24 protein-coding genes are annotated in these 25798 nt (G+C 64.4%); 14 read left to right on the top strand and 10 right to left on the bottom strand.

What is annotated here, in order from left to right; translation table 11 throughout:
- Positions 1-387 precede the first annotated feature (387 nt).
- The 9 genes from Amn_RS22810 to Amn_RS22770 all read right to left on the bottom strand — a co-directional run bounded on the left by Amn_RS22810 (position 388) and on the right by Amn_RS22770 (position 11763).
- Positions 388-2004: a GMC family oxidoreductase gene (locus Amn_RS22810; protein WP_286292129.1), complete on the bottom strand. Its 1617-nt coding sequence runs from the start codon at positions 2002-2004 to the stop codon at positions 388-390.
- The gene (locus Amn_RS22805) at positions 2001-3524 is read right to left on the bottom strand and encodes an FGGY-family carbohydrate kinase (protein WP_286292127.1); all 1524 of its coding nucleotides are present in this window, start codon (positions 3522-3524) and stop codon (positions 2001-2003) included. Before Amn_RS22805 ends, Amn_RS22810 begins: the two co-directional genes overlap by 4 nt.
- A 23-nt stretch (positions 3525-3547) precedes the next feature.
- Entirely contained in the window at positions 3548-4390 is an 843-nt protein-coding gene (locus Amn_RS22800) for a class I fructose-bisphosphate aldolase (RefSeq protein ID WP_067957897.1), read from the bottom strand.
- Positions 4381-6087, bottom strand: a complete 1707-nt coding sequence (locus Amn_RS22795) for a glycerol-3-phosphate dehydrogenase/oxidase (protein ID WP_154386380.1) — start codon at positions 6085-6087, stop codon at positions 4381-4383. Before Amn_RS22795 ends, Amn_RS22800 begins: the two co-directional genes overlap by 10 nt.
- 19 nt (positions 6088-6106) lie before the next feature.
- Positions 6107-7102 carry an aldo/keto reductase gene (locus Amn_RS22790; RefSeq protein ID WP_286292121.1) on the bottom strand — a complete coding sequence of 332 codons (996 nt, stop codon included), beginning with the start codon at positions 7100-7102 and terminating at the stop codon, positions 6107-6109.
- Complete coding sequence (locus Amn_RS22785) at positions 7099-8079, bottom strand: sugar-binding transcriptional regulator (protein ID WP_067957907.1); 981 nt, start codon at positions 8077-8079, stop codon at positions 7099-7101. The genes Amn_RS22790 and Amn_RS22785 overlap by 4 nt, the downstream gene beginning before the upstream one ends.
- 22 nt (positions 8080-8101) lie before the next feature.
- On the bottom strand, positions 8102-9088 hold the full coding sequence (locus Amn_RS22780; protein WP_154386425.1) for an ABC transporter permease: 987 nt from the start codon (positions 9086-9088) through the stop codon (positions 8102-8104).
- Between the two features lie 19 nt (positions 9089-9107).
- Positions 9108-10643 (bottom strand): sugar ABC transporter ATP-binding protein, encoded by a 1536-nt coding sequence (locus Amn_RS22775; RefSeq protein ID WP_286292113.1) that lies wholly within the window; start codon positions 10641-10643, stop codon positions 9108-9110.
- 88 nt (positions 10644-10731) lie between these two features.
- Positions 10732-11763 (bottom strand): substrate-binding domain-containing protein, encoded by a 1032-nt coding sequence (locus Amn_RS22770; protein WP_286292110.1) that lies wholly within the window; start codon positions 11761-11763, stop codon positions 10732-10734.
- Between the two features lie 383 nt (positions 11764-12146).
- Between Amn_RS22770 and Amn_RS22765 the strand changes: the two genes are divergently transcribed.
- The 9 genes from Amn_RS22765 to Amn_RS22725 all read left to right on the top strand — a co-directional run bounded on the left by Amn_RS22765 (position 12147) and on the right by Amn_RS22725 (position 19897).
- Positions 12147-13163 carry an ABC transporter substrate-binding protein gene (locus Amn_RS22765; protein ID WP_286292108.1) on the top strand — a complete coding sequence of 339 codons (1017 nt, stop codon included), beginning with the start codon at positions 12147-12149 and terminating at the stop codon, positions 13161-13163.
- Between the two features lie 32 nt (positions 13164-13195).
- Positions 13196-13966 carry an ABC transporter ATP-binding protein gene (locus tag Amn_RS22760; protein ID WP_067957912.1) on the top strand — a complete coding sequence of 257 codons (771 nt, stop codon included), beginning with the start codon at positions 13196-13198 and terminating at the stop codon, positions 13964-13966.
- The gene (locus Amn_RS22755; RefSeq protein ID WP_067957915.1) at positions 13963-14778 is read left to right on the top strand and encodes an ABC transporter permease; all 816 of its coding nucleotides are present in this window, start codon (positions 13963-13965) and stop codon (positions 14776-14778) included. The genes Amn_RS22760 and Amn_RS22755 overlap by 4 nt, the downstream gene beginning before the upstream one ends.
- 21 nt (positions 14779-14799) lie before the next feature.
- On the top strand, positions 14800-15513 hold the full coding sequence (locus Amn_RS22750; RefSeq protein WP_286292101.1) for a GntR family transcriptional regulator: 714 nt from the start codon (positions 14800-14802) through the stop codon (positions 15511-15513).
- Positions 15510-16424, top strand: coding sequence for an Ldh family oxidoreductase (locus Amn_RS22745; protein WP_286292097.1), 915 nt, complete (start codon positions 15510-15512; stop codon positions 16422-16424). Before Amn_RS22750 ends, Amn_RS22745 begins: the two co-directional genes overlap by 4 nt.
- A gap of 38 nt (positions 16425-16462) precedes the next feature.
- The gene (locus tag Amn_RS22740; RefSeq protein ID WP_286292095.1) at positions 16463-17803 is read left to right on the top strand and encodes an acyl-CoA thioesterase/BAAT N-terminal domain-containing protein; all 1341 of its coding nucleotides are present in this window, start codon (positions 16463-16465) and stop codon (positions 17801-17803) included.
- A gap of 22 nt (positions 17804-17825) precedes the next feature.
- A complete protein-coding gene (locus tag Amn_RS22735) occupies positions 17826-18713 on the top strand; it encodes a DUF1684 domain-containing protein (protein ID WP_246670840.1) in 888 nt (295 codons plus the stop codon).
- Positions 18714-18810: 97 nt separating this feature from the next.
- The gene (locus Amn_RS22730) at positions 18811-19113 is read left to right on the top strand and encodes a hypothetical protein (RefSeq protein ID WP_067957933.1); all 303 of its coding nucleotides are present in this window, start codon (positions 18811-18813) and stop codon (positions 19111-19113) included.
- 55 nt (positions 19114-19168) lie between these two features.
- Positions 19169-19897: a lipase family alpha/beta hydrolase gene (locus Amn_RS22725; protein ID WP_154386387.1), complete on the top strand. Its 729-nt coding sequence runs from the start codon at positions 19169-19171 to the stop codon at positions 19895-19897.
- 69 nt (positions 19898-19966) lie between these two features.
- On the opposite strand, the gene Amn_RS22720 is transcribed toward Amn_RS22725, so the two are convergent.
- Entirely contained in the window at positions 19967-20854 is an 888-nt protein-coding gene (locus tag Amn_RS22720) for a glycosyltransferase (protein WP_154386388.1), read from the bottom strand.
- A gap of 425 nt (positions 20855-21279) precedes the next feature.
- Here Amn_RS22720 and Amn_RS22715 point away from each other — a divergent pair, with 425 nt between their 5' ends.
- Genes Amn_RS22715 through Amn_RS22695 form a run of 5 tightly spaced genes read left to right on the top strand, consistent with a single transcriptional unit; the run spans position 21280 to position 25716 of the window.
- Complete coding sequence (locus Amn_RS22715) at positions 21280-21705, top strand: PqqD family protein (RefSeq protein ID WP_182575229.1); 426 nt, start codon at positions 21280-21282, stop codon at positions 21703-21705.
- Between the two features lie 48 nt (positions 21706-21753).
- Entirely contained in the window at positions 21754-22806 is a 1053-nt protein-coding gene (locus Amn_RS22710; protein WP_154386389.1) for a serine kinase, read from the top strand.
- Positions 22803-23564, top strand: a complete 762-nt coding sequence (locus tag Amn_RS22705) for a glycosyltransferase family 2 protein (protein WP_286292085.1) — start codon at positions 22803-22805, stop codon at positions 23562-23564. The genes Amn_RS22710 and Amn_RS22705 overlap by 4 nt, the downstream gene beginning before the upstream one ends.
- On the top strand, positions 23561-24235 hold the full coding sequence (locus tag Amn_RS22700) for a glycosyltransferase family 2 protein (protein WP_067957948.1): 675 nt from the start codon (positions 23561-23563) through the stop codon (positions 24233-24235). Before Amn_RS22705 ends, Amn_RS22700 begins: the two co-directional genes overlap by 4 nt.
- Positions 24235-25716 carry a nucleotidyltransferase family protein gene (locus tag Amn_RS22695; RefSeq protein ID WP_154386391.1) on the top strand — a complete coding sequence of 494 codons (1482 nt, stop codon included), beginning with the start codon at positions 24235-24237 and terminating at the stop codon, positions 25714-25716. Before Amn_RS22700 ends, Amn_RS22695 begins: the two co-directional genes overlap by 1 nt.
- Positions 25717-25798: the final 82 nt, after the last annotated feature.

The following is a 25798-nucleotide window of genomic DNA, read 5'->3' as shown; positions in this document are numbered from 1 at the left end:
GCAATACATGAGTAGCGTAGTCAACATGGATGGACATGTCGACGCCAGGGAAGGCGTTGGCGAGGCGCATTCGGTGAACGATGCTGGGAGCTGGGCCGTATCGAGAAGGCTGCTGGAAACTTGAGCGAAGTCATTCGCTGTCGCGAAGTCAGACGTTACTCGAACAAGCCAGGCCTGTCGGACTGGTGCTATGTTGATCGCAAGTGGAGAAAGCGTTGGACCCCGACCGCCAGATCCGCCGTTAGCCGGCGTTTCTTGGAAATTTGTGCCGACGCCGCACCGCGTGGCGGGGCGGTCAAGACAATCGGCTGCAAATCGTGACCCCGTTCCAGTGGGTCACGATTGCATTACCCCAGGCGATTTTCTTTTGGCCCAGACGATCTGCGGCTAGGCGCGGCGGTCCCCGAGGATCATTTCGGCTGCCTTCTCGGCGATCATGATGACAGGCGAATTGGTGTTGCCGGAAACGATCGTCGGCATGATCGAGGCGTCGACGACACGCAATCCGTCGAGGCCGTGGACGCGCAGGCGGTCGTCGACCACGGACATTGTGTCAGACCCCATCTTGCAGGTGCCGACCGGGTGGAAGATCGTCGTGCCGATGTCGCCGGCCTTGCGGATGAGATCGGCGTCGCTGTCGTACTGGGTCCCTGGAAGCACTTCCTCAGGCGCGAAGCGCGCGACGGCCCTGGCCTTCATCAGGCGGCGGACATGGCGCAGCGAGGCAATGGCGGTGCTGCGGTCGCCGTCGGTGGAGAGATAGTTCGGCCTGATCTTCGCTGCCTCGCGCGCCTCTGATGAAGCCATGTGCACGCTGCCGCGGCTTTCGGGACGCAGATTGCAGACCGACACCGTGACGGCTGGAAAGCGGTGCAACGGTTCGCCCAGCCGATCAGTGCTGAGCGGCTGAACGTGATATTCGAGATCGGGCGTTTCGAGACGCGGATCGCTCTTGGCGAAAATGCCGAGCTGGCTCGGCGCCATCGACAGCGGGCCGCTGCGCTTCACCGCATATTCGAGCCCCATGGCGGCGCGGCTGAACAGATTGTGGTAGCGCTGGTTGAGCGTCGCCGCCCCCGTTACCTTGAACACGGTCCGGATCTGCAGATGGTCCTGCAGGTTTTCGCCGACGCCGGCCAGCGCGTGACGGATTTCGATGCCGAGGCCTGAAAGCAGCTCGGGCCGGCCGACGCCGGAGAGCTCGAGAATCTTTGGCGAGTTGATGGCGCCGGCGGCGAGGATTGTCTGGCTTGCCTTGACGCGATGCAACTGGCCGTCCTTGCGGAAGACGAGGCCGGTAACGCGCCTGCCGTCGAATTCGAGCTGCTCGGTCTCGGCGCCGGTGACGACACGCAGGTTGCTGCGGTCGGTTATGCCGCGCAGGAAGGCCTTGGAGGTGTTCCAGCGCACGCCGCCCCGCTGGTTGACCTCGAAATAGCCGGAACCTTCGTTGGTGCCGGTGTTGAAGTCGTCGGTGCGCGGGATGCCGAGTTCCTCGGCGGCGTCGCGGAAGGCGTCGAGGATCGGCCAGGACAGGCGTTGTTTTTCGATGCGCCATTCGCCGCCCGACCCGTGCATGGCGCTCTTGCCGGCGTGATGGTCTTCCGACTTCAGGAAGTAAGGCAGCACATCATCCCAACCCCAACCGACATTGCCGGCCTGGCGCCAGCCATCATAGTCGGCGGCCTGGCCACGCATGTAGATCATGCCGTTGATCGATGAGCAGCCGCCCAGCACCTTGCCCCGGGGGTAGTTCAGGCTGCGGCCATTGAGGCCGGCGTCTGGTTCGGTCTTCATCAGCCAGTCGGTGCGCGGATTGCCCATGCAGTAGAGGTAGCCGATCGGGATGTTGACCCAGTGATAGCGGTCGGAACCACCGGCTTCGAGCAAAAGCACGCGATTGCGGGGATCGGCGGACAGCCGATTGGCAAGCACGCAACCGGCGGAGCCTGCGCCGACGATGACGTAGTCATGGTCGCCAAATGAGGAGGATGCTTCGGTCACTGCGGTGCCTGCTCGGACTGCTCAGTGGCGATGCGCTGCCAGATCGGGGCCATCGCCTGGTTGATCTCGCCATACAATCGATAGCGCCTGGCATAAACAGGGGCAATCGCGCCATTGGGCGTATAGTGGCGGGCGGCCGAGGTCATCGCCGTCGCACCTTCAGCATAGTCGGCGAAGAGGCCAAAGCCGGTCGCGGCGGCAATGGCGGCGCCCAGCGCGCCGGTCTCGCGGCTGCGAGCCACGGTGACCGGAACGCCGAGTACGTCGGCGAAGATCTGCGGCCAGACGGCGCTGCGCGAGCCGCCGCCCGACAATGTGACCTCGTCGAAGATGGCACCCGCCTTGCACAAGGTCTCGACGTGGCGCTTGTGCTCGAAGGCAACGCCCTCGAACAAGGCGCGCAACATATGGCCGCGCGTGTGCCAGCCGGCGACGCCGTAGAATCCGGCGCGGGCGTGGCCGTTCTGCTGCGAGCCATAGAGGAAGGGGTGGTAGATCGGAATGTCGCCATCGGGGTCGACAGACGCGACGAGTTCGCTGCACAATTCGAACGGCGAAGCGTCGCCGTCATGGCCATGCTCGAAGAACTCGCGGACGATCCATTCGAGATTGGCGGCCGAGGTGGCACTCGATTCGATCGCCAGATAGCGCCTGGGGTCGAAGGTCGACAGCATGAAAATCGAAGGATCGCGGATCGGCTCGTCCGTAATGACCTGGTTGATACTCCAGGTGCCGGCGATGATCGAGGCTGCGCCCGTGCGGGTGACGCCCGAGCCGACAGCGCTGGCAACGACATCGAACAGGCCTGCCACCACTGGCGTGCCGGCGCGCAGGCCGGTCTGGGCCGCGACCTCTGGCGTGACGTGACCGGCGATCTCGGCCGATTCCAGCACAGGCGGCAGAAGCTCCATGCAGTCGCCAAGCCCGTAAGCGGCAAGCAGGTCTTGAGCGTAGCGGCGGCTGGGCATTTCAAGCAGGCCGCAGCCAGACATGTCAGACGTATCGGTGGAGCGTGCGCCGGTCAGCCGGTTGACGACAAAATCCTTGCACAGAAACACCGTGCCGATGCGGCTGAAAAGCTCGGGCGCATGGCGCTTGATCCAGGCGAGCAGGGTGGGCGTCTGTGCCGCCCACGGCTTTTGCAGGCAATGGGCGTAGGTGCGGTCACCGACATTCTGTTCGGCCCATTCGTCGACGATGCCTATGGCGCGCGTGTCGAGCGACTGGATGCCGATCAGCGGAGCGCCGTCGCGGTCGAGCGCATAGAGCCCGTTGCCATGTCCGGCACAGCCGATGGCAACGATGTCACCGGCGTCGATGCCGGCCTGGTCGATGCACTGGCCGATGACGGCAATGGCGTTGCGCCAGAGCTCGTCGAGGTCGCGTTCGACATGGCCTGGCTTCGGCATGCAGGAGCGGCCGTCGCGGGCGGCGAGCGCAAGTTCGCGCCCTGACGTGTCGAAGATGATCGCCTTGATGACGGTGTTGCCCGCATCTAGGCCAAGAATGTACGTGCCCATTGGCTCCTCCCGATGCCGCTGCTTCAAGCCTGCTTGTACAGGTCGAAGGCTGTGGCACCATCCGCGCCGTCGTGGATGATCGCCATCAGTCCGCGAACGACCGCGCTCGGATGGGCATGCTGGTAGATATTGCGACCATAGACCATCCCCATCGCGCCTTGCGACATCAGCGCCGCCGACTTGTCGAAGACTGTGCGCAGATCCTCCTTGCCGCCGCCACGCACCAGGACCGGGCAGCGTGCCGCCTCGACCACGCGGTGGAAGTCGTTGGGATCGGTGGTCGGGTCGGCCTTGATGATGTCGGCGCCCATCTCGCGGGCGAGGCGGGTCAGCGTGACGATCTTTTCGGCATCGCCGTCGACCATGTAGCCGCCGCTCTGGTCGACGGGCAGCATCGCCAGCGGCTCGATCATCAGCGGCAGACCGTATTTCTCGCAGTCGGCGCGGACGCGTGCGATGTTCTGGACGCATTGCCGGAACAGGTCGGGCTCATCCGGCAGCATGAACAGATTGACCACGACGCAGGCCGCATCCATCTCGATCGCACCGAGCAAAGGCTCGGCCTCGTTCTGAAGCACCGCCCACATCGCCCGATGGCGGATCTTGTTGTAGGGATTGCCCATGTCGATGCGCATCACGAGTGCGGGCTTGTCCTTGCCCGGAACGGTCTGCAGCAGGTCGGCCTGGCCGTAGTTCATCTGGATGGCGTCGGGACGAGCCTTGACCAGCTGACCGACGACGCTTGCCATGTCCTCAAGCCCGTTGAGGAAACTCGGTTCGTTGCAGACGCCGTGATCGATGGCGACGTCGAGGCAGCGGCCACCGCCGAACAGCCTGTTCATGCGGACTTTGTGGTTCAGGCGCATAGGGCGCTCCTTTTGTCGTTCGTCTGGGAGAGATCGGAAAGTGCGATGCCGTGCTGATGGGCGAGCAAGGCGAGAAAGGCGCTGCGCTCGGCGGCGGCCTCGGCGGCGCTCCAGCCTTTGTGGTTGGCCAGGATGGCGAGCACGGCCTCGATGAGCTGGAGGTTGAGCCCGCCCGAAATGGCGATGGTTGTGCGGCGCAGGAATATGTCGGCGAGGCATTCGACCTGCTCGCGCTCGACGATCATGCGGATTTCGCCGGTCGAATAGTCGGAGCCCACCAGCATCGGGTCGGAGGCAGCCGCGAAATCGACCGCCGAGGTGCCGTAACGCTCAAGCAGGGCATGCGCGCGTTCGATATTGAGACCGTGCTGTTCCGCCAGCTTTGCGCACCATGCATCCGAGGCGGCGGGAAATTCTCGTCCGCCACCGATGGCGAGGTCCTGGGTGCCGGTATGGCGCGTCAGGCCGAGGCGCTCGAGCGCCATGTCGGCCGCCATCTCGCCGAAGGAGCGGAAGGTCGTCCACTTGCCACCGATCATGCACAAGGTCGCCGGCAGGCCGCCGCTTGGTTCCACGAACTCGCAGAAATGGTCGCGCGGAATGCGCCCGGTGAAGCTGTCGTCGCTGGCAGGCAAGGGGCGCACGCCGGCAAAGCGGAAGACGATGTCTTCTTCGGCGATCACGATCGTGGGGAAAACAAAAGCGAGCGACTGCAGGATGTAGCTGCGTTCGTCGTCCTCACAGCGGACCTGGTCGGGATCATCGACGCGGATGTCGGTCGAACCGATCAGCACCTTGCCGAGATAAGGAAACAGGATGCAGATGCGGCCATCCTCGTTCTCGTAATAGACCATGTGGCCGCCAAGCGCGTCATGCAGCTCGGCATTGTCGACGATCAGGTGCGAGCCCTTGGTACCGCCCATCATGCGCGGGGCGGCCGCGCCAATGGCCTTGTTGGTGAGGTCGATCCAACCACCGGTGGCGTTGATGATCAGCTTGGGGCGGAGCTGCAGGACCTCGCCGGTCAAGCTGTCGGTAAGGGCGAGGCCGTCGTTGGATGCGGCGACCGCGGCATAGTTCAGGGCGTGCGCGGTGGGGCTCGATGCCAATGCGTCGAACAACATCTCCAGGCCGAGGCGCTCGGGACGGCTGACCCAGGCGTCGTAATAGGTGGCGGAGCTGCGGATATCGGAATTGATCGCGGGCCATGTCTTGAGTGTTTCGGCACGGCCGCGGAAGCGGTGCTTCGGCATCAATCGCCGTGCTGCCGTGAACAGGTCGTACATGGTCAGTCCGGCCTTGATCACCAGCGCGCCGCGGCGGCTGGGATTGCGCGTCAGGCCGAGGAAGCGGACCGCGCCGTTGGCGATGCCGGAGAAGGTGTCGAAGATCGGCACCGTCGTCGGCAGCGGCGCGACATAGTGCGGGGCGTTCTTGAGCAGCCGGTCGCGCTCGACCAGCGATTCACGCACCAACTTGAACTCGCCGTTTTCGAGATAGCGAAGCCCGCCATGCACCATGCGCGACAGTGCAGCACTGGCGCCTGAGCAATAGTCGCCCTTGTCGGCGAGCACGACGTCGACGCCTTGCAGCGCGAGTTCGCGGAACACCGAGATGCCGTTGATGCCGCCGCCTATCACCAGCACGGCAATATCGGGCCGCTCTCGCAGAGCGGCGAGTGTGTCGTTGCGGTTCATGTGGGCTGTGCCTTTTCGCTCAGGCATCCATGGCGGTGAGATGCGCGGCGATTGCCGTGTCGATGATTGCCAATTCGTTCGTGCCAAGCGTGATCTCGCCGGCCCGTGCATTGTCGAGCGCCTGTTCGGCTGTGCGCGCGCCGCACAAGCCGAAAGTGATACCGGGCTGGGCGAGTGTCCATGCGATGACGATCTGGGCCATCGACGCCTTGTGCTGTTCAGCGACCGGCGCGATGGCCTGCTTGAGCTTTGCCACCTTCTGCCTGTTGGCGGCGGAGAAACGTGGATTGCCCTTGCGCTGGTCATCGCCGGTGAATTCACGCGAGGGATCGATCGTCCCGGTCAACAGGCCGAGCGCCAGCGAGGAGTAGCTGAGCGTGGCGATGTCGTTGCGCTGGGTGATCGGCAGCAGGCTGGTCTCGATCTCACGATCGATCATCGAATAGCGTTCCTGGATCGCGTCGATCTGGCCAGCGGAGACATAAAGCTCGAGGTCCTCGGCGCTGACGTTGGAAGCACCGATGGCGCGGATCTTGCCCGCTGCCTTGAGCTTTTCCAGCGTCGCCATCGTTTCAGCAATCGGCGTCGTCGGATCCTGCCAGTGGGTGATGTAGAGGTCGATGTAGTCGGTGCCGAGGCGGTTGAGGCTCTGCTCGATCTCGTGGGCGATGCCGTCGGCGCCGAGATAGCGGTGCACCGGCTTGTCATCCTGGTCGAAGAAGTGGTTGCCCTTGCCGGAATGCCAGTTGAGACCGCATTTGGTGGCGATGACCACCTTGTCGCGCTTACCCTTGATCGCCTTGCCGACAATCTCCTCGCTGCGGCCGAGGCCATAGGCAGGCGCGGTGTCGATCAGGCTGATGCCTGATTCAATCGAGGCTTCGATGGCGCGGATCGAGGCCTGCTCGTCGGTGCCGCCCCACATCCAGCCGCCGATCGCCCAGGTGCCGAGGCCGACGGCCGAAGCAGAGACGCCGGAGCGGCCAATGGGGCGTTGGATCTGTCGGGAGCTCATGCTGCCTCCTGTTCGGCAAGGTCGAGAATCTGGAGGCTTGTCGCCTCGTCGGTGACGATGGTGTCGAGATGGTTGCCGCGCATGGCGCTGAGGATGGGCGCGGCCTTGCTCGGCCCGCTGGCGATGCCGATCGAGCGCGGTATGGTGGCGAATTCATCCAAGGTCAGCGACACCAGCGACCGGTTGAGGGCGTAGCCGCAAAGCTTGCCGCGACTGTCGATCAGGTGGGCGAGCAACTCGCCCGATGCGCCCGACTGCTGGATGGCCTGCCGGTCGGCGCTCGATGATGGGTGCAGGTCGTAATAGCTGGAGTCGTCGGTCAAGATCGAGCCGATGCCGACAACCGCCACATCTGCCTCGCGCGCCTTGCGGAAGACATCGGCAACGGAACGCACGCCCATCAGCATTTCGCGCTGTTCCGGCGTGTCGGCAAACAAGGGCGCATGCACCTGGTAGGCGCGGCCGCCGAGCTTGTCGGCCATCAGCGATGCGACGTGGTTGACGTCGGTGTAGTGCTTGCCCTGGACGAGACCGGTGGCCGGGATGACCTCGACATCATAGCTGCGACCGGGCTTCAGCCCGGCAACAAGTGCGCTGACGCCCTTGCCGCCGGTGATCGAGATGGTGTCGCCATCCTTGATGGTGTCGAGCAGCAGACGGGCGGCGGCCTCGCCGACCCGCTGCAGCGCGGTCTGCGGATTGTCGGATACCGAGGGTACGACGACGGCGCGTTCGATGCCGCCGAGCGCGACAAGACGCGTCTCGATGTCGACGAGATGGTCGATCGGCGACTTGATCTTGATCTCGACGAGGCCGAGCTGGTGGCCGCGCTTGATCAGCCGGTTGACGGTGGCGTGCGAGATGCCGAGTTCTTTGGCGATCTCGGCCTGGGTCTTGCCCTCGACATAGTGGAGCACGAGTGCCTGGTGCATCTGGCGGACGGTCGATATGTCGTCGCGGGTGTTGGGGGGAGCCATGATGGTGTCTCGTGCTTGATGCTCAGGACTTCTTGCGGTGCAGGAAGTGGTCGATGGAGACGGCCGCCAGAAGGATGCAGCCCTTGATCATGTCCTGCCAGTAGACGGAGACGTCGAGCAGGATCAGCGAGCTGGTGACCACCGAGAGCAGTGCCATACCGAGAATGGCGCCGAAGATGGTGCCCGAGCCGCCATTGAGAGATGCGCCGCCGATCACCGCCGCCGCGATGATGTTGAGCTCCATGCCGGCGCCGAAGGTGGGCGTCGCAGCACCAAAGCGGGCCATGTAGATGACACCCGCCAGCCCGGCGAGGGTCGAGCACAGCACCGTCACCCAGAACTTCACCTGCTTGGTCTTGATGCCGGAGAACTGCGCCGCCTTCTCGTTGGAGCCGGTGTAGAACACCTTGCGGAAGGCAGTGGCGCGGCGCAGCAGGAAGTCGAAGATCGCAACGACGACGACGAAGATGATGATGACATAGGGCAGGCCGTGGAGGCTGCCCTGGCCGATGGCCTTGAATTCCGGTGGCAGCGAAAACAGCGACAGCGGCGTGCCCTTGGTGATGACCAGGCACAGGCCGCGGACGATGACCATCGCCGCAAGCGAAGTGATGAAGTGGTTGAGCCCGACCACGGTGACGAAAAAGCCCATGGCAGCGCCGATCAAGGCGCTTGTGCCGATGCCGATCAGGCTCGCCGTCCACGGGTCCAGCCCGGCAAGGAACAGTGCGCCCGACACCACCATCGAGAAGCAGACCACCGAGCCGACCGACAGGTCGATGCCGCCGACGATCAGCAGGATGGTCATGCCGACCACGACGATGCCCTCGATCGAGAAGCTCATCAGCATGGCGCGGAAATTGCCCCATGTCAGGAAGTGTGGCGAGGCAAAGCTCATGGCGATGCACAGCGCCAGAATGATGACGATCAGGCCGGCTTCGCGCATTGAGGCGAGGCGGGCGAAGTTGATGCGCCCGGCGGTGTCGGGTGCCTTGATCTCGGCGTGCATCACGGTTTCTCCGGCTTCCCTAGGCGACATTTTGAGCCTGCTTTTCTTGATTTGAAGAGTTCTGGACGCCCGAGGCGAGCATGATGATGGCTTCCTCGCCGAGTGCGTCGGCGCCGAGTTCGCCGGCGATGCGGCCCTCGCGCACCACGATCACGCGGTCGCACAGGCCGATCAGTTCCGGCAGTTCCGAGGAGATGACGACGATGCCGGTGCCCTTGGCTGCAAGCTGGCGCAGCAGGCGGTGAATCTCGACCTTGGCGCCGACGTCGATGCCGCGCGTCGGTTCGTCCATGATGATGACCTTGGGATCGATCGACAATTGCTTGGCGATCGCCACCTTCTGCTGGTTGCCGCCGCTCAGCGTCGACACTTTGGCATCGATGCCGGCCATACGCACGCTGAGGCGCCTGGTCAGGTCCGTCGCTTGATTGTCCTCGGCCTTGCGGTCGAGCAGGCCGAGCGAACCGGTCAGCTTGCCCAGGTCGAGTGCGGAGACATTGGCCGCGATCGACATGTCGAGGAACACGCCCGAGCCCTTGCGGTCTTCGGAGAGATAGACGAGGCCAGCCTTGACGGCATCGCTGTAGCTCGAGATGCGCAAGCTCTGGCGGTCAAGCGCGACGGTGCCCGACATCACGGGCCTGAGGCCACAGATGCTCTGGGCAATTTCACTGCGGCCAGCGCCGATCAGGCCGCCGATACCGAGGATTTCTCCGGCCCGGAGCTCAAGATTGACGCCGCTGAAGCGGTCGCCATCCGATAGGCCTTCGACCGAAAGCAGCTTGTGGCCCGGCTCCTGAGCCAGCTTGTCGGGATAGAGCTGGGTGATCTCGCGGCCGACCATCTTGCGCACGACGTCGTCGGGCGAACTTTTGGCAATGGGGTCGGTGGCGACATAGTGGCCGTCGCGGAAGACGGTGACACGGTCGCAGAGCGAGAAAATCTCGGCCATGCGATGGCTGATATAGACCACCGAAATGCCGCGATCCCTGAGGCCGCGGACGATGGCAAACAGCCTTTGCGCTTCGCTTTCGGTCAGCGCCGCGGTCGGCTCGTCGAGCATCAGCACCTTGCAGTCCAGCGTCAGCGCCTTGGCGATCTCGACGAGCTGCTGGCTGGAAATGGAGAGGTCGGCGACCTTGGTGCGCACCGGAATGGGCGCGAGCAGGTCCATCACCTTCTGCGCGTCGGCATAGAGTTTCTGGAAATTCATCAGCGGCGCGCGACGGGCATTGATCGCGGCCATGTAGATATTTTCGGCGACCGTCGCGTCCTGGCAGAGCGCAATCTCCTGGTGGACGAGTGCTACGCCGAGGCGCTGGGCTGCCGCCGGCGAGGGGATCGAAACACTTGTGCCGTCGATCAGGATCTCGCCCCGGTCGGGCTGCAGCACGCCGGCGATCATGTTCATCAGCGTCGATTTGCCGGCGCCGTTTTCGCCGCACAGCGCATGGATTTCCCCGCGCTTGAGCTCGAACTGCACGTCGCTGAGCGCCTTTACCGGCCCGAACGCCTTGGACAGGCCGCGTATTTCAAGAATGGGCGTCTCGGTCACGCCATGCTCCTGCGATGGGCGCCACAAAGGGGAAGGGGACCAGGGTCCCCTTCCGGGTTTTCTGCCGCGAGCGGCAAGGGATGCGAGCTTATTCCTCGATGCCCTTGGTGCCGCGACGCTTGAGATACTTGTCCCAATAGAAGTCGTCGGCATTTTCGGCGGTCACGATGGAGAAGCCGTTGTCGATGAAGGGCACGCTCATGCCGTTGGCGCCTGACCGCTTCGTGTCGTTCATCGGGTCGATCAGGTTGGGATGCGCGGCCAGCCACAGCAGCATGAAGCCCATATAGCCCTGCATGCCCTGGTTGGGGTTGACCGAACCGTAGATCTCGCCGGCCTTGATCATGTCAAGGATCTTGGCGTTGACGTCGGCGAGCATGACCTTGATCTTGCCGCCGCCTTCCTTGGCCGCCTGGGCAGCGCCGATGGCCGAGTTGGCTTCCGGCATGAACACCGCACCGAGGTCAGGATGCGCCTGGGCGAGGCTGAGAACGGCCTGATAGGCCTTGGTCGGGTCCTGGTTCGAGGCAGCGCGGCCGACCAGCTTCATGTCGGGCCATTTGGCTTCCATGCGGGCGATGAAGGCCGAGATGCGCTTGTCGTGGTTGTCCTGGCCGGGATTTTCCAGCACGGCATACTCGCCCTTGCCGTCCATCGCCTTGGCGACGGCATCGGCGGCATAGGTGCCTTCGGCCAGATTGTCCGAAGTGATGAAGGAGGTGCGCTTGGAGTTGGGTGAGTCGGCCGCGAAGGTGACGACGGCGGTGCCCTGCTCGATGGCGCGGTTGATCGGCTCGATGAACGGGTCGGAGTTCATCGGGTGGACCAGGATGCCGGCCGGCTTCTGGGCGAGCGCCTGGTCGAAGGTGGCGATCTGCTTGTTGACGTCGTATTCGGGCGTGCCGGTGTATTCCGTCTCGCAACCGAACTGCTGGCCGGCCTGCTTGAACATCTCATAGACCGGGAACCAGTATTCGACGCCCGAGACCATGACGTTCATGACGTATTTCTCACCCGGCTCGCATTTGAACGGGTTGGCGGTTTCGGCAAGCGCCTGGGTCGAAGCCAAACAGGTCGACGCAGCCGCCGCGATTGCGAGCGTGCTCAAAAATTTGCGCAAGTTTCCTCCCTTGGCCGAAGCCATCCTCAATGACCGTCGCGGGCGCCCCAGGCGCCGCTATGTGGATTGATTGCCGCCGGACTTCCTCCCGAAACCCGACGGTCTGGAGATTACAGCTCACCCAGCATATGTCAATAAAATTCATATACTGAAATATATTTCAGATCAAGCCTCGCGATTCTGAATTTGCGCCGGGGCTGGTCGGGTCTCTGTGTTCGCTACAGCTAGACCTTTGTGCCAGCGTGCTGCCATGGCCAACCTTCGCGGATAAGATTTTTCCACTTGCCAATCCAATTAGAAAATATCACCTTCGCCATGTGATGCATCAGTTGCAAAATCCAGGACATCAAAGTCTGGCTGATCGCTCAATGGAGAGGGTTCTTATGGTTGCCGTCAATCGTCGCGGGTTTATTGTCTCGGCTCTCGCCGCGGGCCTTCTGGCCGGAGCCGCCAGCGGCGCGCTGGCTGAGGACAAGCCGAAGATCGAATTCCTCTATTCGCCCTTTGCCGACTATGCGCCGTTCTTCCTCGCCGAGGACCTCGGCTATTTCGACGAATACGGCGTCGACGTGACCCTGTCGCCGAAGAGCGGCACTGCCGAGACGATCCAGATGCTGGCCTCAGGCAACGTCCAGGCGGGCGCTGCGACCTGGGGTGCCGGGCTGTTCAATTCGATCAATGCGGGCGCCACGGTCGCCATCGTCGCGACCTCGGCCAAGATGCCCGACACCGTGCCGTCGCCGTCGCCCTTCATGGTCTCGCAGAAGGCCTGGGACGAAGGCATCAAGACGGTCGCCGACCTCAAGGGCAAGCGTGTCGGTATTCCAGGGCCTGGCGGCTTTGGCATGTATTCGGTCGCCAAGGCGCTGGAAAAGGGTGGTCTGACCGTCGACGACGTCGAGGCGATCTACCTGCCGCCGCCTGCGACTGCCGCCGCCTTCGCCAATGGCGGCCTCGAGGCCGGCTGGAGCATCGAACCCTTCGCCCTGCAGCTCGAGCGCGAAGGCTTGGGTCGTCGCCTCGTCGAGGACCATACCTTCGGCACCGAACTTGGCTTCATCGCGTTCAACAAGGAGTTCGTGGAGGGCCACGAGGATGCCGTCGTCAATTTCCTCGCTGCCTATCTCAAGGCTGCGCGCCAGCTCGACAATGGCGGTTGGAAGGACGAGAAGGTGCTCGACATCGTCGCCCGCTACACCGGCACGGAAAGATCGCTGCTGCAGGGCATAGCCTACACCATTCGTTCGGAAGACGGGTCGATCGACTTGAACTCCGTGCGTGAGCAGGAGGCATTCTTCCGCAAGCGCGGCGACCTCGAATACAAGGGCGACGTCGACATCTCCTCGGTCTATCGCAGCGACCTGCTGAAGCGCGCCAACGAACTGGTGGGCAAGAAGTGACCCAGGCCGCGTTGCCGCAAGGGGCGGGTACGATGAGCGAAACGGCGATCGAGGTGCGCAACCTCACCAAGGCCTTCTACGACGCCGACAGCGACCGCACGACCGTCGCTGCCTACGAGGTCGAGTTCGAGGTCAAGCGCGGCGAATTCGTCTGCATCGTCGGTCCCAGCGGCTGCGGCAAGACGACGGTGCTGCGCATCCTCGCCGGGCTTGAAAGCAAGCTCGGCGGCAGCATCGACATGCGGAGCGAAAACCCGCCAGCGATGGTGTTCCAGGAGGCGTCGGTGCTGCCCTGGCTCACCGTGCGCGAGAATGTCGGCTTTCCGCTCAGCCTGAAGGGCGTTTCTGCCGAAAAGCGGCGGATGCGCGTCGACGAACTGCTCGAACTGACCGGGCTGACCGACTTTGCCGATGCGCTGCCGCACCGGCTGTCCGGCGGCATGAAGCAGCGCGTCTCGGTGGCGCGCGCGCTTGTCGACGACCGCGAGATCCTGTTGATGGACGAGCCGTTCGGCGCACTCGACGAACAGACGCGGCTGGTGCTGCAGCAGGAATTGCTGCGCATCTGGGAGACGACGGGCAAGACCGTCGTGTTCATCACCCACAGCGTCGACGAAGCGCTGACACTGGCCGACCGGGTGTTGGTGATGTCGCCGCGCCCCGGCACCATTATCGCCGATCTCACTGTCCCCTTCGACCGGCCGCGCGACGTCGTGGAGATGCGCCGCGACAAGCGTTTCTGGGACCTCACCTATGAGGTCTGGCGGCTGTTGGCCTCAACTTCGCCGGAGCGCCACGCATGAGCCTCATCACCGCAAAGCTGACCGAAGAACAGATCCGCCAGCTCAAGGCTCCGGCCCAGCGTGAGCGGCTGTTCCGCACCATCTCCTATTTCAGCCCGATCCTGTTGTTGTTGCTATGGGAGATCGCCTCGCAGCTCAATGTCATCGACCGGCGCTTCTTCCCCCCGCCCAGTGCCATTGCCGGCACCGCCTGGCAGATGATCGCCAGCTTCGAAATCTTCGACCATATCGGTGCCACGCTGCGCCGCGTCTCGGTCGGCTATGTCATGGGTGCCGTACCGGGCATTCTGCTCGGCCTGATCCTCGGCCTGTCGCAGCCGGCGCGGCGGGTGCTCGGGCCGATCTTTGCCGCACTCTACCCCGTGCCGAAGATCGCCATCCTGCCGCTGATCCTGTTGATCTTCGGCGTCGGCGACGCCTCGAAATTCGTCGTCATCGCCATCGGCGTGTTCTTCCTCTTGCTCTACAACACGATGGGCGGGGTGATGCAGACGCCGCAGATCTATCTCGACGTTGCCAAGAACGCCGGCGCTACGCGCTTCCAGACATTTTTCCGCATTGCACTGCCGTCGGCTCTGCCCAACATCTTCACCGGGCTCCGGCTGGCCGCGGGGTCGTCCTACATCATCATCGCGGCGGCGGAATTCCTTGGCGCGCGCAGCGGCGTCGGCTTCTTCATCTGGGCGTCGTGGCAGACCTTTGCGGTGTCGCGCATGTTCGTCGGCATCGTGGTGATCTCGGCCCTGGGTTATCTCACCATTCTCGCGCTCGAGGCGCTGGAACGGCGTTTCGTGCCCTGGGCAAAACACTGAGGGGCTGAGGAGCACAAGCTCATGATCGTCGACGCCGACCCCACCGTGAATGCACCCGTTTCCGAGCGCATCTATCTGGCGCTCCGCCAGGAGATCATGCGTTGCGAGATCGTGCCGGGGACGACGCTTGATGCTGCTTCAATCGCCGGCAAGTACGAGGTGTCGAAGACGCCGGTGCGCGATGCCATGCAGAAGCTTGCCGCCGATGGACTGGTGACGATCCTGCCGCGCAGCGGCTATCGCGTCGCTCCCATCACCTTCCAGGCGGTGCACGACATCCTCGACATGCGCGCCGCGATCGGACCGCATGCGGCGCGGCAGGCGGCACGTTACGCCACGCCGGCGGAAATCGCGCTGCTGCGCCAGATCGTGAGGGAATATGCCCAGCCGATGGATATCGGCACCATGCAGCAGGTGGCTCGGCGCTTTCACCTCGCCATTGCCCGCTGCAGCCGCAACAAGCGTGTCGTCGCGCTTTCGGAGACCCTGTTCGACGAGCTCGAACGCCTGCTGCGCTTTGCCATCGATTTCACCGTCAAGGCAGGCGAGCATTCCGACGAGCACACGGCACTGGTCGATGCGATCGCAGCCGGCGACGGCGAGCGCGCCGCGGCGATCGAATTCGCCCATATCAAGCACTCCCGGGAGTTCCTGATCGAGCGCCTGATGACGCTGGGCTACCTCTCGGCAAGCGAGATCCAGCTTGGCGGCACGACGCGGAGCCCGGGCGAATGATCACGATTCCTGATGCGACCGGCCGGCTGTCGGCCGCCTTGGGCGGCACTCCGGCAGCAAGGCTCGCGGCTTCGGCCCTGGTCGAGGCCGACGCGCTCGGCCTGCCGCGCTTCGGCATCGCCATGCTCGACGAATGGACGCCCGATGTCGCCCCGGTGACGGCGCGCGATGGCGCGCAGGCCATCAACTGGATCGACTGTTCCTCCTGCTTTGCGCCGCTGGCGGTCGCCGACGCTGTGCTCGACCTTGCCGGGGCGGCCCGACAGTTCGGCATCGCCGCCGTGTTCCTGCGCGGCGTCAGGGGTTTTGGCCGACTCGCGCCTTTCGTCCGTCACCTCGCCGATGCCGGCCTGCTTGCCATCGCCGGCGCCGAGGGTCCGCCATTCGTTGCGCCACATGGCGGCAAGCATCCGGTGATCGGCACCAATCCGCTGGCGCTTGCCATCGGGCAAGGCTCGAACCGCGTCGTCATCGACGTCGCCACCAGTACGGCAACCATGGCCGATATCCGCAATGCCCGCGCTTCCGGCGCACCCTTGGCCGACGGCATCGCGCTCGACGGCGAAGGACGGCCGACCAGCATCGCTGCCGAGGTTGCGGCCTTGCTGCCGCGCGGCGGCCAGATCGGCTCGCTGCTCGGGCTGGTGGTCGAGCTGATGGCCGGCGTCGCCGGCGGCGGCAGGGGCGATCCGAAAGGCCGCGGCGTGTTCATCCTCGCCGTCGATCCGGCCCGGGCCGGCAACGACATCGACTGGCAAACAAGGCTCGCCGGCCTGCAACGCGACTGGACGACGGGCGGTGGTCACTGGCCGCGCGGCGGCAGCCTGTCGCTGGAAACCGAGCTGGACGCCGATTTCGCCCAGCGTCTCGACGCCCATCTCGCCCGCATGACCGGCCCGTCAGGCCGATGATCACGCCGGCCAAACCATCCGCAGAGACTGTAATTCAGATGACGACAAAGCCTGCTTCCGCCCCCGTCTTTTCCATCGATGTCGTCGACGGACTGATCGACGAGCCGCGCCGGATCGTCGTCTCCGGCCTCGCGCCGGACGAACTGGTCGCCATCTCGGCGCGCACGGCACGGGCGCGTGGCGTGACCTGGATGAGCCAGGCGACCTTCATGGCCGACGCGCAGGGCGTGGTCGACCTCACCCGTGACGCACCGGTCGGCGGCGACTATGCCGAAGTCTCAGGCATGGGGCTGATCTGGAGCCAGCAGGCGCTCGACAGCGCCAGCGCCGAACTTTTTGCCGACGACGTCATGCAACCCATGCACACGACGCTGACGGCTGAAACCGCCGCTGGCGTGCGAGCCGAAGCCAGCCTCTCCCAAGGTTTCGCCGCAGCCGGGGTGGGGCGTCGAGAGATCCGTGAGGAAGGACTGGTGGGCACGCTGTTCACGCCGGCCGGGCCAGGCCCTCATCCTGTCGTGGTCGTGCTCAACGGCTCGGGCGGCGGCATCAACGAACCGCGCGCAGCACTGCTTGCGTCCCGTGGTTACCAGGCCTTTGCGCTCGGCTACTTCAAGGCGCCGGGATTGTCGCCCTTCATCACCGAAACACCGCTCGAATATCTCGAGGCCGGCCTGCGCTGGGCGCGTCGAGAGCTCCAGCCGAAAGACGGCTTCGTCGCTGTCAGCGGCCAGTCGCGCGGCGGCGAACTCGCGCTCCTGCTCGGCGCCACGTTCCCTGAACTGGTCTCCGCCGTGATTGCTTTCGTGCCAGGTGCTGTGGTCCATGGCGCCCAGGGCGCGGGCGATCCGGCACGTGGCGGCTGGCAAGGCACGACCTGGACAAGGGGCGGCGTTCCGCTGCCCCATCTGTGGCAGGACAATGCCGCCGTGCACTGGCATCCCTGGGCCGGCGAGGCTCCGCCCAGCCGGCATCACTCGGTCTTCTTCGAAGGCTTGAAGGACACCAAGCTTGCGGCCCGCGCGCGCATTCCAGTCGAGAACATTGCGGGTCCGGTGCTGCTGATCTCGGGCCGTGACGACCGCGCCTGGCCGTCCAGCCTCTATTCCCGCATGGTCGCTTCGGCCTTGCGGAAGCACGACCATCGTCATCTGGTCAGGCATCTCGATTTCGACGATGCCGGTCACGCCATCAACCTGCCGATCGTGCCGTCGACCCAGATCAGTCGCCTGCATCCGGTGTCGAAGGTCCCTTACACCAATGGCGGCACGCCCTCCGGCAATTCGAGGGCCGACACCGGCTCTTGGCGCGGCATGCTCGCCTTCCTGGACGAGATCACCGGGGCCGCCACCCACCAGAATGCCCACGCAAAAAGCTGAATTCTTCGAAAGGGAGACGAACATGCCCACAAGAGAACATTTGGAAGGCCAGTGGCGCGAATGGCGCTACGCTCATGTCGCCAAGATGTTCCGGCCTTATGGCTGGACCTCGCTGGTCGCCCAGTACTGGCTGGAAGCCGGCGACAAGGACGTCAGCTTCGACCTGCTCCCCGGAACCTGGTCGGTCGAGGACAGCAAGGTCATGTTCACCCCGCCCGCTTCGGGGCCGAACCTCTCCGTCAATGGCACCTATCCGACCGAGCCGATCGAGATCATTCCGGGCCGCAACCAGACCTATGGCCACGGCAAAAGCGAGCCCGTCTATTTCGGTGTCAACGAGGTCGAAGCTATCCTGCGCAGCAGGAATGACGGCAAGTCGCTTTATGGTGTGCGCGTGCGCGATCCGCGCGTGGCGACGACGGTGGAGGAGGCGGGCGTTTCCGCATTCGACTACGATCCAGCATGGCGTATTCCCGGCGTCTACACGCCGACTGATATCACCGAATACGAGGCGGAAACCGTCGAAGCCGGTGTGCGTGAATCGACGCCGCGGATCGGCACCTTCACCTTCGAGCACAATGGCAAGAGCTATTCCATCGAGCTGATCGGCAAGGACACGGCAACGGGCGTGCAGCCGGTGGCCCATGTCCGCGACAAGACCAGTGGCCCCGTCACCTACGGTGCCGGCCGCGTCATCGAACTGCAGTTCACCGACGGCACCAACAGCCGCATCGACTGGATCGATTTCAACTATGCGGTGGCGCTGCCATGCGCCTTCACCAACTTCGTCACCTGTCCGCTGGTCCCGCGCGAGAACCAGCTCGATTTCGAGGTTCTCGCCGGTGAAAAGCGCCCGGCGCGGGACGTGGTCAGGACGATGACCTATCAGGCTGGCACAGACGCCGCCTGACAGGCATTTGCCGCTCGCGCGTGCGGTTCCCGATGTGGTGGGGTGACAGACACCTCGCCATTTGCAATCACTTCTGTTTCGACAGGAGGCGCGGGCGATGATGACGGGAGCGATGTGCAGGGCGGCGCGTGCGCTGGTGGAAATCAGCCGGCAAAGACTGGCTGTGGCCTCCAGCGTCGACGAGGCCGATATCGAGGCCTTCGAACGCAAGACCGGCATCCCGGACGATGCCGCCATTGGCGCGCTTCAGGCGGCATTGGAACATTACGGCGCCGTCTTCATCCCCGAGGAGGGCGGCAATGGCGCGGGCGTGCGCCTGAAGTTCAGCCGGTCGGTGACCAAAAGACTGTCGATGCTCGAGGGCGAGGGCGGGCCTGCCGCCAGCGACGACGTTCCCTGAGGCGGCTCATGATCTCGTCCTTGAGGCTATCGGGCAATCCGGTCTAGCTTCGCGCATGCGACTGTTGTCTGCCCTGTTGTTGTCGCTGATGTCGTCGGCCGCCTTTGCGCAAGACTGCGTCGTGCTGCTGCATGGCCTCGCGCGCTCCGACGTGTCCTTCCTGCTGATGGAAGAGACATTCACCAAACTCGACTACGCCGTCGTCAGCGACACCTATCCTTCGGTCGAGGCGCCAATCGGGCAGTTGATCGCCCATGTCGGTGCGTCGGCGGCAAAGTGCGGTCCGGCAGCCAGGGTCAACTTCGTCACCCATTCGATGGGCGGTATCCTGCTCCGGGCCTGGCTGAAGGACAACCGGCCGCCAAATCTCGGCCGGGTGGTGATGCTTGCGCCGCCCAACCACGGCTCCGAGGTCGTCGACACGCTCGGCGGCCTCAAATTGTTCGAGATGCTCAATGGCCCCGCCGGCATGCAGCTCGGCACGGGGCCGGACAGCGTTCCGAACCAGCTCGATGCTGCGGATTTCGAGGTCGGCATCATCGCCGGTGACCGCAGCGTGAACCCGATCCTGTCGACGATGTTCGACGGGCCCAATGACGGCAAGGTGTCGGTGGAAAGCACCAGGCTCGCCGGCATGGTCGACCACATCGTGCTGCCGACCACCCACACCTTCATGATGAACAATCCGCTGGTCATCGCCCAGACGATCAACTTCCTGCGCGACGGACGGTTCGACCACCAGCTGACATTGGGCGAACTGCTGCGGCGCGGGCTGGGCAACTGAGCGGGGAAGGCCCGGCGGGCTGGTTGCTGCAAAAGTCCTGAACAGCTGGCAGGAAGTGCCGCATCGGCGTCACTCGCTGTGGTAGTCGTCGATGAGCATGCGCTCGAAATCGAGCCCGCGCTGCCAGTTGTTGAGACGGCGATAGACGGCGTGGCCATAGTCGTCAGGCAGGTCGACCCGGCCATCGGTCTCCACCAGGACGCAGGCGCGCAGCCGCTTGCGATGTTCGTGGACCTTGGCAAGCGTGACGGCGCGGACGCGCTCGCGCGGCACGTTCCGCGCTTTCATCTGAGCGACGCCGTCGCGAACCGCTTCTTCAGTGGGTTCCACTGTCAGCCATGTCTCGGGGTCGCCGAAGATATGGCGGCCGCCGATCGAGGGCGTCGAGACGACGGGCAGGCCGGCAAGCAGGTATTCGATGCTGGCATACATCGCGCCTTCTTCCGCCGACAGGCACAGGCCGGTGGCGCTCGCCGCCATGACGGCGTTGATCGCCTGCCAATCGAGCTTCTCGATGCGGTGGCCATCGTGCGGGTTGAGAAAGTGATGCGCTGGCATCATGCGCTTGAGCTCGTCGAGCAGATCGGCGGTCTTCTGTCGTCCGGTGAGGCGCGATTCGTAGAAGACGTGCGCGGCGCTTGGCACCAACCGGGCCAGGTGACGGCGTTTCCAGGGACTGATCATGGCGTTGTAGAAGGCATCGTAGGTGTTCTCGACACCAGATACGGGCTTGAACGTCTGTTCGTCGGCCAGGGCATTGTGGCTGCAGAACAGCGCGTTCAGTCCATTCTCGCGAAATAGCGCGACTTCCTCGAGTTCGTTGCACATGAAGACGAAGCGATGCTCGGGAAAGCGGCGGCGATAGAGCCGCTCAGCGGTCAGCGTCCGCAGGACCTGCCGCTCCTTGCGCATCGCCCAAGTGAACCAGACGAGAAACAGGGCAGGGCGGGCGGCCAAGCGAGATCCAAGATAGTTCGCAACGCCGAGTGGCGCGTGATTGAGCATCGAGGAGGTAAATACGGGGCACGAGCCGTCGTCGAGCCGCCCCGCTGCCATCCTGAGTTCTGCTCCAGCCCTTGTCGCTGCATCAGGTGCAAAGCCGGGTCCGGCGTGGATTCGGGTTCGGTAAGCTAGCCTCAGCTTGTTCTTCAGTCGCATGTTGCCCACAAGCCGTGCCCATCCAAGGCTCACCTATCGCATGGGAACCACCCGACAGAGAAGGGCCACGGAGAGGTGCCGAAAATTGCCACCAAAAACAATCTGGACGCGAGTATTGCGTTTTGCAATGCAACCCTATAGATATCCCGGCCCGCAGCTGTTGCTTATATGTGCATTTGCTTGATAAGCAGTTTGCCGGGAAAAAACCTAGGGGTAGGGCAGGCGTGGGGTATTCGACAATTTACGCGGTCTCGGGCAACGACATCGTCTATGAGACGTTCGATGGTGACGCGGTCGTTCTCGACCTCGCCAGCGGCAGGTATTTCGGCTTCTCCGACAGCGGCAGCTGTGTATGGGAAGCGCTGATCGCACAGGTTCCGCCGGCAAGTCTGGTCGGCCGCACCTGCGGCAGCGGACAGCTTTCCGCCGCCGACCTGGATGCTTTCATTGCCAGGCTGAACGAGTATGGACTGCTTTCGCCTGCGACCGGCATGGCATCGGCCGCATTGTCGCCCGAGCTCGCGCAGCGCCTGGCGGCGGCCCGCGAGGCGCTCAAGATCGACATGCACGACGAGCTCGCCGACCTGGTGATGGTCGACCCGATCCACGACGTCGACGAGCCTGCCGGCTGGCCGGCGGTGAAGCAGTAGCGCCGGTTTCCGGCGCATTTCGATACCACTTGCTGCCTTCAGGTTCCGATGCGACGTGTAACCCTTGACGATCTTGCCGACTATGCGCGCGAGCTCCTCGCCGCCTGCGAGGCGAATGCCGATGCCTTTCCCGGGAAAAGCCGGGTCGAGCTGCCCGGCCTGGCGATCGACGTGTTTTCCGATCACGGCGAACTGGCGAGGGCGCTTGGCCATGGCATGGTTGCAGAGATAGCTGCCGGACGACCGGCGACGCCGGGGCGGATTTTTCTCGCCCACCCTGGCATTGGCTCGATTCCGCAGCCGGCGTTGTGGGGCGAGGCGCTGTTTCATCCGAACATGTTTTCCGAGCGGCTCGAAGCCAACGGCCTGCGCGGCCATTACTTCCACGACCTCAGCTACTGGCAGTTCTACGATGTCGAAAAGCGGCTGGGCGTGCAGCTCATGCGGTCCGCCGACGGCTGCCCGCCATGGGAGTTCGGTGCCCCGCTGCGCTGCTTCCTGCATTGGGAATATGCGGCGCGCGGCATGCGCCTCACGCATGCCGGAACGCTCGGCAAGGGCGGCAGGGGCGTGCTGCTGGCCGGGGCCGGCGGCGCCGGCAAGTCGGGCACGGTCGCCTCGGGCCTGCTTGCCGGGCTCGACAGCGTCGGTGACGACTACGTGCTGGTCGAATTCGACGGTGACCGTTCGCTGGCGCGCCCATTGTTCACGACGCTGAAGCAGGACCAGGCGGGTTTCGACCGACTTGGGCTAGCTCGGCTGTTGCCCGATCCAGGCCTCCTCAACTGGCAAGGCAAGTACCAGTTCAGGGTCCAGGATCTTTGCCCGCGTGGCGTCGCCAGTGAACTCGACATCGTGGCGCTGCTTGTGCCGCAGATATCGGGCGCCGCGCAAAGCACCATCACGCCGCTTTCGCGCAAGGACGCGCTTATGGCGCTGGCGCCGTCCGGCATCGCGCAGATGCCGGGCGAACGCGAAAGCGGATTTCGTTTCTTTGGCGAGCTGACACGTCGGTTGCCGTGCTACACTTTGACACTGGGCACGCGCGGCAACGAGATCGCGGAGACGATCGCCGCGTTTCTGGATAGGGGCAATTCATGAAGCTGGGCATCGTGCTGCCCGTCTACAACCGCGAGAGCTACATCGGCTCGGCGCTGCGCTCGGTTTTGCGACAGAGCGACGCCGCGCAGCTCGACATCATCGTCATCGACGACGGCTCGGTCGACGGTACCGTGGCGGCTGTGCGGTCATTCATCGCCGACGGCGCGCCGATCCGCCTGTTCTCACAAGCCAATTCAGGCGTGACCAAGGCGCGCAATGCCGGCCTGCGCCGGCTCTCTGACGACACCGAGTTCGTCTCCTTCATCGATTCCGACGACATCTCACCCGCCGGGCGCTTTGCCGCCGACCTTGCCTATTTCAAGACCGATCCGGCGCTCGAACTCACCTATTCCTACATGCGCATGGTCGACCAGATCGACGACGAGACGCTCGAGCCGGTTGCAGGATGCGACGACCGCATCTTTCGCGGCGTGCATCTGTCGGCCGGCATCTATCGGCGCAGCCTGATCGCGCGGATCGGCGATTTCGACGAGGAGCTGGCGCAGGCAGAGGACACCGACTTCCTGTTTCGCATCTTCGAGCAGAGGGCGCGATTTGTCTTTCCCGACACGATCGCGCTCTACTACCGCCGCCATGAACACAATCTGACCCGGAACGTCGTCGAGTCGCGGCGGGAGTTCCTCAAGGCGATGCAGAAATCGATGCGCCGCCGCAAGGCCGACCCGACGCTCGGCGACCTCAGAGGTTTCATCCAGGTGGCGCATCCGTCGGGCGATGGGGCGCCGCTGCGGTCATGAGCTACAGCGTCGTCATTCCCGCCTGGAACGCGGCCCGCACGATCGCCGAGACGCTGCGCTCGGTTGCCGCGCAGACAGTGCCGCCTGCCGAGATCATCGTCGTCGATGACGGCTCGACCGACGAGACCGAGGCGGTGACGCGGCAATCGGGCGTTCCGGTCCGATATGTCAGGCAGGACAACTCCGGACCGGGCAGTGCCACGACGCGCGGCTTCGCGCTGGCCAGGGCGCCCTTCATTGCAACTGTCGACGCCGACGATCTGTGGCTTGGCGACAAGATCGAGCGTCAGTTTCGCAGGCTGGAAGAGGCGCCGCAGCTGGCTGCCGTGTTCACGCAGTGGCGAACCTTTCGGCATGGCGAACCAGACGATGGCACCGGCAAGGTGACGCCCGGCTGGTCGCGCACGACGATGTTGGTCCGTAGCGAGGTGGCGCTTTCCGTCGGCCCGGTGATCGACCCGCCAGGCAACCGCGGTGAAATGGTCGACTGGCTTGGCCGGGCCCGCGAAGACGGCCACCAGCTCGGCATGATCGATGAGGTCCTGGCCCTGCGCCGGATCCTGCCGGGAAGCATGTCCTACGGCCGCGATCCCGAGCGCGACCGTGGCTATCTCGAGGTCGCAAGAATGGCCATGCTGCGGCGCAAGCTCAAGAACGCCGGACAGGGCTGATGGCATCCACGTCACGCCGCATCGGCCGGCGCTTCCCCGACTATGGCTGGGCATGGCCAACCAACGGTCTCGACCAGTTGCTCAAGGCGGTGCTGTTGCCGGACCATGCGGTCGCGCAGACGCAGGCCTTGCGGTGGCTCGATGCCAACGACATCGATGCCGTCGAGTTCCGCGAGCACAGGCTGCTTGCCGCGATCGCCGACCGGTTCGGCAAGGCGCTGGCGATGCATCCCGCCTATCCGCGTCTCGCTGGCCTGCAGAAGATGCTGTGGACCAAGTCGCGGCTTGCCATGCGCGAGGCCGAGCCCGCACTGAGGGCCATCGTCGCGGCCGGCGTGCCGATCATGCTGCTCAAGGGCGCGAGCCGCATCGCGGTGGAGCCGGCGGCACAGCGCGGCCGGGTGGCGCACGACATCGACATCCTTGTGCACCCCGAGCACATGGTGGCCGCCTTCGACATGCTGCGTCATGGCGACTGGCAGGTGTCGACAGGGGTCAGTCCCCAATATCTCAAGCCGCGGTTAGCTGCGGTGCGGTCGATGAATTTCTTCAAGGGCAGCTATGGCGACATCGATCTGCACCAGGTCGCTTATGACTGGTCGCAGGCAGATGAGGCGGACGACGCTGCGGTTTGGCAGCGCGCCACGCCGGCCTCCTTCACCAGTCTCGACGTGCTGGTCCCTTCGACCGCCGACCGGGTGACGCTGGCGATCGGCCATGGCGGCCTCGACGCTCATACCCACAGCGACTGGCTGGTCGACACAGCCTCGGCGATCCGCGCCGGCGGCGTCGACTGGGCCGTGCTTTGCGACGTCGTCGCCCGCAGGCACCTTGCCGTGCCGACGGCGGTGGCGCTGAGCTATCTGAAAGCAGAGATGTCGGTGCCGGTTCCCGACGATGTGCTGGAGCAGGTGGTCGACATGGCCGATCGCGCCGGCGCCGCCCGTATCGCTGCCTTGCTGCAGGCCAAGCCGCGGACCGACTTCAAGGGTCTGACCTGGCTGTCACGCGGTGTCGCCAAGCAGTTGCGCATGCGCAAGAAACGCGCTGTCCGTGAGCGCGAGCTGCCCGGCGTCGTCTGGCATGGTCGGCGCACACAGGCGGGCGATGGTGCGGGGCAGGTCACCCCGGCACTGGCGCAGCAGGTGCCGTTGCCGCCGGCGGCAGTTGGCGGTGCGCCTGCCGAGATCGACATTGTCGTGCGGCTGGACGTGCCGCCGGTGCGCCGTCGCATCGAGATGGAGCTGAATGGCGGCGAATGCCATTTCGCGCGGCTGCGCTATCGCAAGCTGGGTAAATCAGGCGGCCGGCTGACCTTGCGGTTTCGCGGTACCATCCGGCCAGACCAGGCGGATGGCGCGTTGGTGCTGTCGGCGCGGCCGTCGCGACAGTTCCGCGCGTGGGAGCATGAGCAGACGGTCGCCACCTATGGTGCGGTGCCGTTCCAGATCGTCTCGGTGACCGTTTCGCCGGCTCGCTAAGCCGGAGAACAGTTTGCGCTGCCTGCAGTTCCGCGCAACCTGGTCTCAGCATCGTCGCGGCTCAGGCAAATGCCGCCCTGTA

Source organism: Aminobacter sp. Y103A, from assembly GCF_030294925.1.
Classification (GTDB): domain Bacteria; phylum Pseudomonadota; class Alphaproteobacteria; order Rhizobiales; family Rhizobiaceae; genus Aminobacter; species Aminobacter ciceronei.
Note: the sequence above shows the minus strand (reverse complement) of the source record. Positions and strands in the feature narration are given on the sequence as shown.

What these genes read in the sequence shown, in the direction of transcription:
- Amn_RS22805 (WP_286292127.1), bottom strand. Translation starts at nt 3,524, where the DNA reads ATGGGCACGTACATTCTTGGCCTAGATGCGGGCAACACCGTCATCAAG.
- Amn_RS22800 (WP_067957897.1), bottom strand. Translation starts at nt 4,390, where the DNA reads ATGCGCCTGAACCACAAAGTCCGCATGAACAGGCTGTTCGGCGGTGGC.
- Amn_RS22795 (WP_154386380.1), bottom strand. Translation starts at nt 6,087, where the DNA reads ATGAACCGCAACGACACACTCGCCGCTCTGCGAGAGCGGCCCGATATT.
- Amn_RS22790 (WP_286292121.1), bottom strand. Translation starts at nt 7,102, where the DNA reads ATGAGCTCCCGACAGATCCAACGCCCCATTGGCCGCTCCGGCGTCTCT.
- Amn_RS22785 (WP_067957907.1), bottom strand. Translation starts at nt 8,079, where the DNA reads ATGGCTCCCCCCAACACCCGCGACGACATATCGACCGTCCGCCAGATG.
- Amn_RS22780 (WP_154386425.1), bottom strand. Translation starts at nt 9,088, where the DNA reads ATGCACGCCGAGATCAAGGCACCCGACACCGCCGGGCGCATCAACTTC.
- Amn_RS22765 (WP_286292108.1), top strand. Translation starts at nt 12,147, where the DNA reads ATGGTTGCCGTCAATCGTCGCGGGTTTATTGTCTCGGCTCTCGCCGCG.
- Amn_RS22760 (WP_067957912.1), top strand. Translation starts at nt 13,196, where the DNA reads ATGAGCGAAACGGCGATCGAGGTGCGCAACCTCACCAAGGCCTTCTAC.
- Amn_RS22755 (WP_067957915.1), top strand. Translation starts at nt 13,963, where the DNA reads ATGAGCCTCATCACCGCAAAGCTGACCGAAGAACAGATCCGCCAGCTC.
- Amn_RS22750 (WP_286292101.1), top strand. Translation starts at nt 14,800, where the DNA reads ATGATCGTCGACGCCGACCCCACCGTGAATGCACCCGTTTCCGAGCGC.
- Amn_RS22745 (WP_286292097.1), top strand. Translation starts at nt 15,510, where the DNA reads ATGATCACGATTCCTGATGCGACCGGCCGGCTGTCGGCCGCCTTGGGC.
- Amn_RS22740 (WP_286292095.1), top strand. Translation starts at nt 16,463, where the DNA reads ATGACGACAAAGCCTGCTTCCGCCCCCGTCTTTTCCATCGATGTCGTC.
- Amn_RS22735 (WP_246670840.1), top strand. Translation starts at nt 17,826, where the DNA reads ATGCCCACAAGAGAACATTTGGAAGGCCAGTGGCGCGAATGGCGCTAC.
- Amn_RS22730 (WP_067957933.1), top strand. Translation starts at nt 18,811, where the DNA reads ATGATGACGGGAGCGATGTGCAGGGCGGCGCGTGCGCTGGTGGAAATC.
- Amn_RS22725 (WP_154386387.1), top strand. Translation starts at nt 19,169, where the DNA reads ATGCGACTGTTGTCTGCCCTGTTGTTGTCGCTGATGTCGTCGGCCGCC.
- Amn_RS22710 (WP_154386389.1), top strand. Translation starts at nt 21,754, where the DNA reads ATGCGACGTGTAACCCTTGACGATCTTGCCGACTATGCGCGCGAGCTC.
- Amn_RS22705 (WP_286292085.1), top strand. Translation starts at nt 22,803, where the DNA reads ATGAAGCTGGGCATCGTGCTGCCCGTCTACAACCGCGAGAGCTACATC.
- Amn_RS22700 (WP_067957948.1), top strand. Translation starts at nt 23,561, where the DNA reads ATGAGCTACAGCGTCGTCATTCCCGCCTGGAACGCGGCCCGCACGATC.
- Amn_RS22695 (WP_154386391.1), top strand. Translation starts at nt 24,235, where the DNA reads ATGGCATCCACGTCACGCCGCATCGGCCGGCGCTTCCCCGACTATGGC.